Source organism: Pseudomonas brassicacearum (assembly GCF_000585995.1).
In the GTDB taxonomy this organism is placed as follows: Bacteria; Pseudomonadota; Gammaproteobacteria; order Pseudomonadales; family Pseudomonadaceae; genus Aquipseudomonas; species Aquipseudomonas brassicacearum_A.
Genome location: NZ_CP007410.1, coordinates 2,368,948 through 2,381,364 on the forward strand (window position 1 = coordinate 2,368,948; position 12,417 = coordinate 2,381,364).

Consider the following 12,417-nt stretch of genomic DNA (forward strand, 5'->3'; position numbering starts at 1 on the left):
TTGGCTCACGGCGATGACGCTGTGCCATGCAAGGGCGATAATGCAGCCCCTCCACTCAAGAGCGTCCCATGATCCGCGTATTGCTTGTCGACGATGACCAGGAACTGACCGGAATGCTCAGCCAATACCTGGAGCGTGAAGGTTTTGAGGCGACGGCCGTGCATACCGGCGAGGAGGGCGAGGTCCAGGCGCTGTCCGGTCGCTACAGCATCGTGGTGTTGGATGTGATGTTGCCCGGGTTGTCGGGCATCGAAGTGCTCAGGCGCATTCGGGCGGTGAATCAGGTGCCGGTGGTGTTGCTCACGGCCCGTGGCGACAACATCGACAAGATCACCGGTCTGGAGCTGGGTGCCGATGATTATGTGCCCAAGCCCAGCTCGCCGGGGGAGCTGGTGGCGCGTCTGCGGGCCATCATGCGCCGGGTACAGCCGACGGATCAGCCCACCTGCGAAGTGATCAGGACCGGCCCGTTGGTCATGTGGCCCGGCAAGCGCCAGGCTCAATGGCATGGACGCGAACTGGCGGTGACCAGTACCGAATTCAGCTTGCTTGAAGAACTGGCCCGCTGTGCCGGGCAGGTAGTGAGTAAGCAGGATCTGTCCCTCAATGCCTTGGGGTGTCCCTTGACCCGTTACGACCGGCGCATCGACGTGCACATCAGCAGCATTCGCCACAAGCTGGGGCCACGCCCCGATACCAAAGCCTGGATTCAAAGCGTGCGCGGCCTTGGTTATTTGATGATCGCCGAACGATGAAACCCAGCCGGCTGTTCTGGAAATTGTTCCTGGCGTTCTGGCTCTCTACCAGCTTGACGTTTTTGGTCGGTTTGGGCTTGCTGGTAATGGGCAGTGCCAAGCCTGGGGATCCTCATCTGGAAACCATCCTGGCCAGTGAAGAACAGCTCCTGCGTCAGTTTGGTGTCGAGTCGGGTCGCCAACTCCTGGCGGTCTGGGAGCACCCTGATGACCAGGCCATTGGCGTATATGACCGAGCCGGTCAACTGTTGGCCGGGGAGGCGATTGCGCAACCGGCCTATGAGCGAGCGGTCGTCGGCAAGGACGGAGTCACGTTGTCGCTCAAATCTACCCATCCCCCGGGGCAGAAACGTGACAAAGGGCCGAGCCCCTGGACGCCTTTGATCATCGGCACGGTCATGAGTGCGCTGTTCAGCGGGTATATGGCGTTCTACCTGGCATGGCCGTTGGCGTATCTGCGGCGGGCCATGAGCGATGTGGCCCAAGGGCGCTTCGAAGCCCGGGTCAAGCCGATGATGGGCGCGCGCCGCGACGAAATCGTCGATCTGGCCGAGGACTGCGACCGAATGGCCAATCAGTTGAAACTGCTGGTAGAAGCCCAGCAACACCTGTTGCACGACATCTCCCATGAATTGCGCTCGCCGTTGACGCGCATGCAAGCGGCGATCGGGCTGCTGCAGCAGGATCCGGCGCGCCTGGAAATGGTGGAACGCATCGATCGCGAATCGCTGCGCATGGATACGCTGATCGAGGCCTTGTTGACCCTGGCGCGTATGCAGGGACGGCCTGAGAGTATCGAGCGCGAGCCCATCGACATCACCGAATTGCTGTCGGTGATCGTCGAGGACGCGCAATTCGAAGCAGGAATGAAAGGTTGCCGCGTCAGCCTGCAGGCGTGTCCGGCATTTGTCAGCCATGTCAGCGGTGAGTTGTTGTACCGTTGCTTCGAGAACGTCATTCGAAACGCGGTGCGCCATACCCGGCCGAATACGACGGTGCTGGTCGTGGCTGAGGCGAACCCCGAGGCAGGCTGCCTGACGGTGCAGATTACCGATCAGGGGCCGGGGGTTGAGAACGAACGATTGCAGGGCATTTTCCATCCGTTCGAGCGTGGCCTGAACGAGGCCAGTACCGGTTTCGGCCTGGGCCTGGCCATCGCTTCAAGGGCCGTGGAAATACATGGCGGCACGATCGTGGCGCGCAACGAGCCGACCGGCGGGCTGACCGTGGCAATCAGCTTGCCCCGTCGAGCGTGATCTTTACACGATATTACATTGGCTTGACGGCTCTGTACGCCTCGCCTCAGTAGACTTCCCGCTCAAACTTACTCAGCGTTTGCTGATGTTTTAGCGTGGAGGTGGTCATGTTTCTGGTTCATAAGAAGGGCTTCGTTCCCGGCAAGAGAATGGTCGACGGTCTGGTGCCTTATGACTTCTTCTGCGAAGACAATCCGGGCCTTAACCTGTTTGTCTTCACGGGCTCCGCCACTGCGGGCAAGGTGGTCGAGGAGCAGACACTTTGGGGGTTTACCCGCTTGGAGCGTTTTGAAGCACTGAGCGGCACCCTGGTATCGAACAAGAAGCATGCTGGCTGGTTCCAGAAGGTCAATGTGCTTACCGGCCCCGCCCACAACGGTACGCAAGGGGTGAAGTTCCAGCGGGTGCTGAAGATCATCAAGCACACTGATGCATCGGGCCGGACCGCCAGCAAGGCCGACTATGAGATCCAGACAGACGAAGGCGATACCTACTTCACCCGTCGGTCTGCTGGGGGCGACAGCGCGCAAACCGTTATCTATGCGGCAGAACAATAAGCTCGATTTCGAAGCGATGCTTCAGGATTCGCCGAGCTGAAACCGATAACCCACCCCATACAACGACTCGATCGGCTGGTCTCCTGGGCAAGCCTGTTCGAGCTTGCGCCGCAGATTACGGATATGGCTGTCGACGGTACGATCAGTGACCACCCGATGATCGGAATAGATCCTGTCGAGCAACTGATCCCGGGAAAACACCCGCCCCGGGGAACGGGCGAGGGTGCTGAGCAGACGCAGTTCCAGGGGGGTAAGGTCCAGTGCGATGCCATCGAGGGACGCCTGATACTGCTCTTCGTCAATGAGCAGGCGCGGCGTCGCAGAGGTCAGGAAATTCGGGCTGCGCCGCAGGATCGCCTTGACCCTGGCCACCACTTCGCGGGGGCTGAAGGGTTTGCAGATGTAGTCGTCGGCCCCCAGGTCCAACCCGAGCAGGCGATCCACTTCCTCGACGCGGGCGGTGATCATGATGATTGGTACGGCGCTAAAGCTCCGCAGCTCCCTGCACACGTGCAGGCCGTCGCACCCCGGCAGCATCAGGTCGAGCAGGATCAACCGAGGCTCGTTGGCACGCACCGCCGGCACGACTTGAAGCCCATTATCCAGACACTGGGTCACATAGCCGGCGGCGATCAGGTAGTCGCGCATCAACGCCGCCAGCTTGGGTTCGTCTTCGACGATCAGGATCGGGCTGTCGTTGGCCATGGTTCAGGCGTTCCTTGGCAGGCGCAGGGTCAGCCAAAGGCCGCCCAATGGCGAGTGATCGGCACTGAGACTGCCGCCATGGGCCAGGGCGATGCTGTGGCAAATGGCGAGCCCCAGGCCGGCGCCGCCGCTGGCGCGATTACGTGAGGTTTCGCCGCGGTAGAAACGCTCGAACAACCGCGGCAATTGGTCCGTCTCGACCCCGGGGCCGGAATCAAGGAAGTCGACGCGCACGATGTCGCCCTCGCTGGCGGCACGCACGCGCAGCACACCGCTTTCATCGGTGTAGCGCACGGCATTTTCCAGCAGATTGCCGAACAGTTGCTGCAAACGCTTGGGGTCGGCCTCGACCCGTAGCGGTGATGTCGGCAACTCCAGCTCTAACCGCAAGTGCCGGGCGTTGCAACGCTCCTGGAACATTGCCGCGCAGCCGTCCAGCAGTTCGTTGAGATCGCATTCGCGCTTGCGGTAAGTCAGCGCACCCACGTCGGCCAGGGACAATTCATACAGGTCATCCACCAGTTTGCTGAGCATGCCGACTTCGTTTTGCAGCGATTTCATCGAGGATTGATCGAGGGTACGTACGCCGTCTTCGATGGCTTCCAGTTCACCGCGCAGCACTGACAACGGGGTGCGCAGTTCATGGGACACATCGGCCATGAACTCCCGGCGCATTTTTTCATTGCGCTCCAGGGTATACGCCAGTTGATTGAAGTCACGGGCTAACTGGCCGACTTCGTCATTGGAAGACACCGATACCCGGTTGTTGTATTCCCCGGCGGCCAACCGGTGCGTGGCGGCCGCCACCCGCTTGACCGGGTCGAGTAGGGTGCGGGCGATCCACCAGGCGATCAGCATCGCCAACAGCAGCGAGAACACGCCCACGGCCAGGCTGGTGCGCACCAGGTACTGGCGAAAGCGTTCGCCCCCGGCTTCGGTCACGTTCTGGAACGGGGTCACCGCCAACCAGCCGACGGTTTTGCCGGCGACCTCGATCGGGCGCATCAGGGCGTCGTCGGCAATCGCCGAATAGCCCATCACCAGTTGCTTTTGTGGGTCCAGCAAGGCAATGCGAAACACCGCGCCGGTCAGGTCGGACATGGGCATGGGTGGCCGCTGAGGATCAGTGGCGTTTTCGCCCGGTTCCGGGCGCAGCAGCTCGAACCACCGATCCGGCTGGTTGCGCAGGAATTCCCAGTTGCCTTCGCGCTCGTAGGCGTTGGCCAGGCGCGGCAGTACCGGCGTCATGCGCACCAGGGCTTGTTCGTTGAGGTAGTCCAGGAAGCCTTTGCCGAAGCTCCAGCCGTTGGCCACGCCCATGCTCAGGATGACAAACAGCACGCTGGCCATTACGGCAATAAACAGCTTGGTGGAGATGCTCAGTTTCATAGGCTCGGGCAGGTCGAGGAATGGCCCATCCATTTAGGCCCTGGTGCGATGAAGATTCAAGGGCGGCGGACAATCTTCAATTTTCCTGCACATTTGCCTCGCAGTATGGCGCCTGGCTTGAACCATCCGTCTTGTAGAGGCATTTATGTCGACCAAATTATTCGCCAAATCCCTGGTGACCGCCGCCTTCCTGGTGTCCTTGATCGTTTTGTTCCTGTTGGGCGGTTGCTCTGGCGAATCCGCCCCCGTCCAGGAACCGCCCAAGGTTTCAGTGATCACCGTACAGCCGCAAAGCCAGGCGCTGACCACGGAACTGGCCGGGCGGACCCAGGCGTTCATGGTTGCTGAAATTCGTCCGCAGGTCGGCGGTATCGTCCAGCAACGGCTGTTTGTCGAAGGGGCCGAGGTCAAGGCCGGGCAGGCGCTGTACCAACTGGACGCTTCCTCTTATAAGGCCGCGTTGGCTGAAGCACAGGCGAACCTCGCCAAGGCGCGAGCCACGTTGAAGTCGGCGCAGGCCACCGCCAAGCGTGACGCACAGTTGGCGAAGATCGATGCCATCAGCCAGCAGGACAACGAAGATGCCCAGGCCAGCTTGTTGACCGCCGAAGCGGAACTGCAAGTGGCCCAGGCCGATGTCGACACCGCGCGCATCAACCTGGCGTATACCCGCATCAGCTCGCCGGTCAGCGGGCGCATCGAAACCTCGACGGTCACGCCTGGCGCGCTGGTGGTCGCCAACCAGGACAGCGCACTGACCACGGTGCAGCAGCTGGACCCGATGTATGTCGACGTCACCCAATCGACCACCGAGCTGTTGCGCCTCAAGCGCGACCTGGCCAGCGGTGCGTTGCAGAGTAATAGCGAAGGCGAGGCGCGGATCCGCCTCAAGCTCGATGACGGCACCACCTACGCCCAGGAAGGTCGCTTGAAATTCAGTGGGGTCAGCGTCAATGAGGGCACCGGCACCGTGACCTTGCGGGCGCAAATCGCCAACCCGGACCGGCTGTTGCTGCCGGGCATGTACGTGCGGGCGGTGCTGGAACAGGCTCGGGACGATAAAGCCATCCTGATTCCACAGAAGGCGGTGACCCGCAGCGCCAGTGGCGCGACCTCGGTGCTGGTGGTGGTCAATGGCAAGGTCGAGCAGCGCGTGCTGACTATCGACCGCGCCGTGGACAACCAGTGGTGGGTCACGGCTGGGCTGAACGCGGGAGACCAGGTGATTGTCGAGGGCGGGCAGAAAGTCCGGGTCGGTGACTCCGTCGTGGCGCAGAACGCCGGCACGCGCAGCCGTACGCAGACAGCAACGCCTGTTGCCATTGCGCAGGAGGGTTGAGCATGGCGCGCTTCTTTATCGACCGACCGATTTTTGCCTGGGTCATCGCCATCGTCATCATGCTTGCTGGTGCCTTGTCCATCAGCCAGTTGCCCCTCGAGCAGTATCCGGACATCGCGCCGCCGACGGTGCGCATTTCCGCAACCTACACCGGCGCCTCGGCCAAGACCGTGGAAGACTCCGTGACCCAGGTCATCGAGCAGCAAATGAAGGGCCTGGATAACCTGACCTACATGTCGGCCTCCAGCAGCTCGGACGGCAGTGCCAGCATCAGCCTGACCTTCACGGCCGGCACCAACCCGGACGTGGCCCAGATGCAGGTGCAGAACAAGCTGCAACAGGCGGAGTCGAGACTGCCGCAATCGGTGCAAAGCGAGGGCCTGACGGTGACCAAGGGCGGCTCCGATTTCCTGATGATTGCCGCCTTGGCGTCCGACAATCCGAGCGTCACCGGCACTCAGATCGGCGATTACATTTCCAGCACCGTGCTCGATTCCATCAGCCGTGTCGACGGCGTCGGCGATGTGCAGACATTGGGTTCGGGCTATGCCATGCGCATCTGGCTAGATCCGGCCCTGTTGGAAAAATACACGCTGATACCGTCGGATATCAGCAGTGCCCTGGAGGCGCAGAACACCGAGGTGTCCGCCGGTCAGCTCGGCGCCATGCCGGCGGTGAAGGGCCAGCAGTTGAACGCCACGATCAGCGCCCGCAGCAAGCTGCAAACCGTCGAAGAATTTCGCAATGTCGTGGTCAAGTCCACCAGCAACGGCGCCGTGGTGCTGCTGGGGGATGTGGCGCGGGTTGAATTGGGCAGCGAAAGCTACGACGTCAGTTCCGCCCTTAACGGTAAGCCCGCTGCCGCCATGGGTGTACAGCTCGCCGCCGGGGCCAATGCCCTGAATGTGGGGGAGGCGGTGAAGGCCAAGCTCAAGGCGCTGGAGCCGTTCTATCCCACGGAAATGCAACTCAAGAACGTGATCGCCTACGACACGACACCCTTTGTCAGCCTGTCCATTGAGGAGGTGGTCAAGTCCTTGGGCGAGGCCATCGTCCTGGTGGTGCTGATCATGTTCCTCTTCTTGCAGAACCTGCGGGCCACGTTGATCCCGGCGATCACTGTGCCGGTGGTGCTGCTCGGGACGTTCGGTGTGCTGGCGCTGTTCGGCTATTCGATCAACACCTTGACCATGTTCGCCATGGTCCTGGCCATCGGCTTGTTGGTGGACGACGCCATCGTGGTGGTGGAGAACGTCGAGCGCGTGATGGGCGAGCAGGGGCTGTCGGCCCTGGACGCCACGCGCCAGTCGATGGCCGAGATCACCAGCGCCCTGGTTGGCATCGCCTTGGTGCTCAGCGCAGTGTTCATTCCCATGGCGTTTTTTGGTGGCTCGACGGGGATCATCTACCGGCAGTTTTCGGTCACGATCGTCTCGGCCATGGTGCTCTCGGTGTTGGTGGCGATGACGCTGACACCAGCCTTGTGCGCGACCCTGCTCAAGCCGTCCGATGGCAAGGGCCACGGCGCTCAAGGCGGGTTCTTCGGCGGGTTCAATCGCGCCTTCGAACGTGCTGCCGAGGCCTATAAAACACGGGTGGGCGCTATTGTGCAGCGTGGGCGCCTCAGTTGGCTGGTGTATGGGTTGGTGCTGCTGGTGATGGCGGTTGGTTATATGAGCCTGCCGACGTCGTTTCTGCCTGATGAAGACCAGGGCATTCTCATGGCCCAGGTGCAATTGCCGGTGGGGGCCACGGACAGTCGCACTCAAGCGGTGGTCAAGCAGTTCGAAAGCTATCTGCTCGAGCAACCGGAAGTCGAAGCGTTGATCAGCATTTCCGGCCTGGGCATGAACGGCAACAGCCAGAACAGTGCACGCGCCTTTATCCGGCTCAAGGACTGGAGCGAGCGGACCGGGGCAGGGCAGGATGCGGCATCCATCGCCCAGCGGGCGACCATGGCGCTGTCGAGCATCGGCGATGCCAATGTGTTCGTCATGCAACCACCGGCGATACGGGGCCTGGGACAGAGCTCCGGCTTCGACCTGCAACTCAAGGACCTCGGTGGCCTGGGGCACGACGCGCTGGTGACCGCGCGGGAGAAGCTTATCGAGCTGGCCAACCAGGACCCGCGCTTGCTCGGGGTACGCAGCAATGGCCTGGACGACGCACCGCAGCTCAAGGTCAGCATCGATGATCGCAAGGCCGGTGCCTTGGGCCTGAGCACCAGCGACATCAACGCCACTTTGTCTACGGCGTTGGGCGGCACTTACGTCAATGACTTCCTCAACCAGGGCCGGGTGAAGAAAGTCTACGTTCAGGGCGAAGCTTCCTCGCGGATGCAAGCGGCCGACCTGGAGCATTGGTTCGTGCGCAACAGCAACGACCAGATGGTGCCCTTTTCTTCGTTCGCCAGCAGTTCGTGGAGCTATGGTTCGCCGTTACTGGAACGCTACAACGGCAATGCTTCGCTGGAGGTGGTCGGCGATCCGGCGCCTGGGGTCAGTTCCGGGGACGCCATGGATGCGGTGGAAGCGATTATCCAGCAACTGCCCGAAGGCATCGGTTACGAGTGGACCGGACAGTCTTATCAGTTGCGCCTTTCCGGTTCGCAGGCGCCGTTGCTGTACGGGATCTCCGTATTGTTTGTGTTCCTCTGCCTGGCCGCGCTCTATGAGAGTTGGTCAGTGCCGTTCTCGGTGATGCTGGTGGTACCGCTGGGGGTGGTGGGCGCGGTGCTGGCTACCCGTCTAAGCGGTTTGAGCAACGACGTGTATTTCCAGGTCGGGCTGTTGACCACCGTGGGCTTGGCGGCCAAAAACGCGATCCTGATCGTCGAGTTCGCCAAGCATTTGCAAGAACAGGGCAATAGCTTGCGGGAGGCGACGTTGATCGCCGTGCGTCAACGCCTGCGGCCGATTCTCATGACGTCCCTGGCGTTCATGTTCGGCGTGCTGCCCCTGGCCCTGAGCACCGGTGCCGGTTCCGCCGGGCGTCAAGCCATTGGTACCGGTGTGCTGGGAGGCATGTTCTCGGCCACGCTGCTGGGGATCTTCTTCGTCCCACTGTTCTTCGTGCAGATTCGCCGGCGTTTTGCCCGCGTTTCCACGGCTTCCACCTCCGTCCCAACCACCCAGTCAGGTGACGCATGATCAAGTTCCACTGGCCGCTGCTGGCCGCCCTCGCGCTGCTCGGTGGCTGTATCAACCTGGCGCCGCAGTATGAGCGCCCCGAGGCGCCCGTCTCCGAGCAATGGCTACCGCCCGCCAGCACGCCCAAGGGCGAGGTGGCCGTTGATATCGAGTGGCAACATTTTTTCACTGACAGCCGCCTGGCGCGCTTGCAGTCCCTGGCGTTGAACAACAATCGCGACCTGCGCCTGGCAGCCCTGAATGTTGAAAAGGCCCAGGCGCAATACCGTATCCAGCGCGCCGAATCGCTGCCGTCGATCGATGCCAGCGTCAGTGGCACCCACAGTCGTACGCCCGGCTCGTTGTCCAACAGTGGTTCGGCGGCCACCACCCATGACTACAGCGCGCAACTGGGGCTGAGCAGTTATGAAGTGGATCTGTTCGGACGGGTACAGAACCTTCAGGATGAGGCGCTGGAAGACTATCTGGCCCTGACCGAAACCCGGCGCAGCACGCAGATCAGCCTGGTGGCGGAAGTGGCCACGGCCTGGCTGACCCTGGCGGCGGACAACCAGCGGCTGCATCTGGCCCAGGAGACCTTGCGCAGTCAGCAGGCGACCTACGAATTGACCCAGCGCAGCCACGCCTTGGGCGGCTCTTCCGGTCTGTCGGTGGCCCAGGCGCAAACCACCGTGGAGTCGGCCCGGGCCGACGCGGCGGCGTATGAAAGCCAGATTCTCCAGGACCGCAACGCGCTGCGTCTGTTGGTGGGCAGTGATATTCCCGAGGAACTGTTGCCTGGTGCGAACCTGGAGTCGGCGGCGGCGCTGGTGCAAGTGCCAGCCGAGCTTCCGTCCAGCCTGCTGCAACGGCGTCCGGATGTATTGGCAGCCGAACACACGCTCAAATCGGCCAATATCGACATCGGTGCGGCCCGTGCGGCGTTTTTTCCAAGCATCAGCCTGACGGCCAGTGCCGGTTCCTCCAGCTCGGCTTTGTCTGGCCTATTCAAGTCCGGCAGCGGTGCCTGGTCGTTTGCCCCGAGCGTCAGCCTACCGATCTTCGACGGTGGCAGTAACCGCGCGACGCTGGACGCCGCCAAGACCGAGCGCGAGATTCAAGTGCAGACTTACCAGCAGACGCTGCAAAGCGCCTTCAAGGAAGTGGCCGACGCCCTGGCGGTGCGCAGCACCCTGGATCGACGTATCGAGGCCCAGCAGGCATTGACCGACGCCAGCCGCAAAAGCTTCGAGCTGTCCGATGCCTTGTACCGGGGCGGTTCCCAGAGTTATCTCGAGGCCCTGGATGCCCAGCGTTCGCTGTACAGCGCGCAGCAGGACCTGATCAGCTTGCGCCTGACCGAACAGAGCAACCGCGTGACGTTGTACAAGGTGATGGGGGGTGGCTGGAATTGAGTCGAGTTGAGCGTGTGGAGCTCCTCAAGAGAGGGGCCACGGTGGCGTTCAGGTGTGTTGTTCGGCTACCAGCAGCAATGACTGCGGCACCGGGCTTTGCGGGTGCTGCGGCTCTTGCAGGCCGGCCAGTCGAAAGCCGGCCATCTCCAAGGCATTGAGCCAACTGGACAAGGTGCGAAAGTACCAGGGCATGGGCCGCCACTGGCCCTGGAATCCGGCGAAGGTTTCTTCCCGCCACCCATCCTGATAGTTGCCCGCCGCCACGCTCCATGGATGCAGGGTCTGGATCACCAGCGCGCCGCCTGGGGCGAGCAGGGCGTTCATGGCCGCCAGCAGCGGGATGATGTCCTGGTGGAGCAAGGCGAAGTTGGCACAGATCAGGTCGTAGTCGCGGCCGATGTCCACCTTGGCCTGGGCCAATGCTTCGTAGTTCGCCACATGCACCTGGGAAGAGCCCGCCGCCCGCGCAGCATCGACCAGCGTTGCATCGCCGTCCACGCCGACCGCTTCGATGGCCCGCTCAGCCAGGGCCCGCAACAGCCAGCCCTCGCCGCAACCCAGGTCGAGTACACGCTTGGGTTGGCGGCCTAGCACTGCCAGCAGGATGGCCTGGTCGGTGACCTTGATGCGGCTTTCGAGGGCGCCGCTGCGCACGGCTTCGATCCAGGATTGGGCATTGTGCTGCCAGCTTTGCAGAAGGACGGATTCGGGAGTGGGCATCGTCATGTCCGGATGCTTGGGTTGGATACAAGGATAGGACAAATGCGGCTGGACACCCAACGGTGGGCCTGGGTGTCTAGGTGGCGACGATCTCGTCCTCGATCCGCACAAGCCTGCTTAGGCCGCCGTCGATTTCATCCTGCTGTCGCTCGCGGTATCCCGGAACAGGCGAGGTGACATGCCGAACGTCGATTTGAAATGCCGGCTGAAGTGCGAGCTGCTGCCATAGCCCCAGGCATACGCGATCTCGGTAAGCGAGCGATGGGCATGTTCCCGGCTGCGCAGGTCTTCGGCACAACGGGCCAGACGCCGTTGCCAGATGTACTCGCTGACGCTGCACCCCAGCTCATCCTGAAACGCGCGGTGCAGGCTTCGTACCGAGCACTGTTCGGCGTTGGCGATGCGTTCGATGGTCAGGTCGCGGTCGGCCAGGTGGCGCTCGATATAGGCCTTCAGGCGGTTCTGCTTGAAGAAGCGGAAGTCGTGTTCGAGTTGCTTTTCTTCCTGTTTGTTCTTCAGCGCGTTATCCAGTAGCCCGGTGATGCTGTCGCCGATCAACCCGGCCGAGTTGTTGTTGAGCAAGGGGTATTGGTTGTACGCATCACCAATCAGATGCATCAGCATGCGGCCCAGTCCGTTGCGACCGTTAAGGTGCATGTTGCCGGTTTGCGTAAGCTGTCCGGGCGCACCCTGGAACAGCAGGATGAAGTGTTCGCAGCCTTGGGTGCTGGTCACGTCAAAGGGTTTGCCACAGTCGACCAGGAGCATTTCGTCAGGTGCCAGTACGCTGCGTTGTTGACCCTGTTCGAAATGGCTGACACCGGCAATCTGCAGGATCAACATGCGCGGCGTATCGAGCGAGTCGATCGCTTTGCTCAGATGGCGTGAATATCGATGGGCGCTGGCGGTCATGCGACAGAAGCGCAACTGACCCAGGTCGCCATACTCCAGCCGGCCCTGAAAGTTGCTGTCGTGCAACGGGTCGATGAACGTCGACTCCAGGCGCTTGATATAGTCCGGCGTGCGCCCCAGGTGATCGCTCATGAACTCTTTCCACTTCATCAGCCGGTCGGAACGCACAACCTGATCGGTGGACACACAGGCTAGATTGCTCATTTTTCGCCTCTATTTTTTTATTGTTTTTGTTGATTGG

At 61.8% G+C, this 12,417-nt stretch carries 10 protein-coding genes; 6 read left to right on the forward strand and 4 right to left on the reverse strand.

The genetic code is table 11. The features are described from left to right. Positions 1-68 precede the first annotated feature (68 nt). From CD58_RS10360 to CD58_RS10370, 3 genes are all read left to right on the forward strand, one after another. Entirely contained in the window at positions 69-755 is a 687-nt protein-coding gene (locus tag CD58_RS10360) for a response regulator transcription factor (protein ID WP_025212936.1), read from the forward strand. Further along, a complete protein-coding gene (locus CD58_RS10365) occupies positions 752-2,011 on the forward strand; it encodes a HAMP domain-containing sensor histidine kinase (protein WP_025212937.1) in 1,260 nt (419 codons plus the stop codon). The genes CD58_RS10360 and CD58_RS10365 overlap by 4 nt, the downstream gene beginning before the upstream one ends. 107 nt (positions 2,012-2,118) lie before the next feature. After that, positions 2,119-2,568, forward strand: coding sequence for a hypothetical protein (locus CD58_RS10370; RefSeq protein WP_025212938.1), 450 nt, complete (start codon positions 2,119-2,121; stop codon positions 2,566-2,568). 21 nt (positions 2,569-2,589) lie between these two features. Here the strand turns inward: CD58_RS10370 and CD58_RS10375 are convergent, their stop codons facing one another. Together CD58_RS10375 and baeS are read right to left on the reverse strand one after the other, a co-directional pair. Continuing rightward, a complete protein-coding gene (locus CD58_RS10375) occupies positions 2,590-3,273 on the reverse strand; it encodes a response regulator (RefSeq protein WP_025212939.1) in 684 nt (227 codons plus the stop codon). Positions 3,274-3,276: 3 nt separating this feature from the next. Continuing rightward, positions 3,277-4,695, reverse strand: coding sequence for a sensor histidine kinase efflux regulator BaeS (baeS, locus tag CD58_RS10380; protein ID WP_025212940.1), 1,419 nt, complete (start codon positions 4,693-4,695; stop codon positions 3,277-3,279). 112 nt (positions 4,696-4,807) lie between these two features. Here baeS and CD58_RS10385 point away from each other — a divergent pair, with 112 nt between their 5' ends. The 3 genes from CD58_RS10385 to CD58_RS10395 are packed head-to-tail and all read left to right on the forward strand — an operon-like array spanning position 4,808 to position 10,544. Then, a complete protein-coding gene (locus tag CD58_RS10385) occupies positions 4,808-6,001 on the forward strand; it encodes an efflux RND transporter periplasmic adaptor subunit (protein ID WP_025212941.1) in 1,194 nt (397 codons plus the stop codon). Between the two features lie 2 nt (positions 6,002-6,003). Then, on the forward strand, positions 6,004-9,150 hold the full coding sequence (locus CD58_RS10390) for an efflux RND transporter permease subunit (RefSeq protein ID WP_025212942.1): 3,147 nt from the start codon (positions 6,004-6,006) through the stop codon (positions 9,148-9,150). Beyond that, positions 9,147-10,544 carry an efflux transporter outer membrane subunit gene (locus tag CD58_RS10395; RefSeq protein ID WP_025212943.1) on the forward strand — a complete coding sequence of 466 codons (1,398 nt, stop codon included), beginning with the start codon at positions 9,147-9,149 and terminating at the stop codon, positions 10,542-10,544. Before CD58_RS10390 ends, CD58_RS10395 begins: the two co-directional genes overlap by 4 nt. A 48-nt stretch (positions 10,545-10,592) precedes the next feature. Here CD58_RS10395 and CD58_RS10400 read toward each other — a convergent pair whose 3' ends face one another. Then, positions 10,593-11,264, reverse strand: coding sequence for a class I SAM-dependent methyltransferase (locus tag CD58_RS10400; protein WP_025212944.1), 672 nt, complete (start codon positions 11,262-11,264; stop codon positions 10,593-10,595). Between the two features lie 117 nt (positions 11,265-11,381). Next, positions 11,382-12,380, reverse strand: a complete 999-nt coding sequence (locus tag CD58_RS10405) for a helix-turn-helix domain-containing protein (RefSeq protein ID WP_025212945.1) — start codon at positions 12,378-12,380, stop codon at positions 11,382-11,384. Positions 12,381-12,417: the final 37 nt, after the last annotated feature.

Excerpts from the sequence above, each read along its gene's own strand:
- CD58_RS10360 (WP_025212936.1), top strand. The coding sequence starts at position 69 with ATGATCCGCGTATTGCTTGTCGACGATGACCAGGAACTGACCGGAATG.
- CD58_RS10365 (WP_025212937.1), top strand. The coding sequence starts at position 752 with ATGAAACCCAGCCGGCTGTTCTGGAAATTGTTCCTGGCGTTCTGGCTC.
- CD58_RS10370 (WP_025212938.1), top strand. The coding sequence starts at position 2,119 with ATGTTTCTGGTTCATAAGAAGGGCTTCGTTCCCGGCAAGAGAATGGTC.
- CD58_RS10375 (WP_025212939.1), bottom strand. The coding sequence starts at position 3,273 with ATGGCCAACGACAGCCCGATCCTGATCGTCGAAGACGAACCCAAGCTG.
- baeS (WP_025212940.1), bottom strand. The coding sequence starts at position 4,695 with ATGGATGGGCCATTCCTCGACCTGCCCGAGCCTATGAAACTGAGCATC.
- CD58_RS10385 (WP_025212941.1), top strand. The coding sequence starts at position 4,808 with ATGTCGACCAAATTATTCGCCAAATCCCTGGTGACCGCCGCCTTCCTG.
- CD58_RS10390 (WP_025212942.1), top strand. The coding sequence starts at position 6,004 with ATGGCGCGCTTCTTTATCGACCGACCGATTTTTGCCTGGGTCATCGCC.
- CD58_RS10395 (WP_025212943.1), top strand. The coding sequence starts at position 9,147 with ATGATCAAGTTCCACTGGCCGCTGCTGGCCGCCCTCGCGCTGCTCGGT.
- CD58_RS10400 (WP_025212944.1), bottom strand. The coding sequence starts at position 11,264 with ATGCCCACTCCCGAATCCGTCCTTCTGCAAAGCTGGCAGCACAATGCC.
- CD58_RS10405 (WP_025212945.1), bottom strand. The coding sequence starts at position 12,380 with ATGAGCAATCTAGCCTGTGTGTCCACCGATCAGGTTGTGCGTTCCGAC.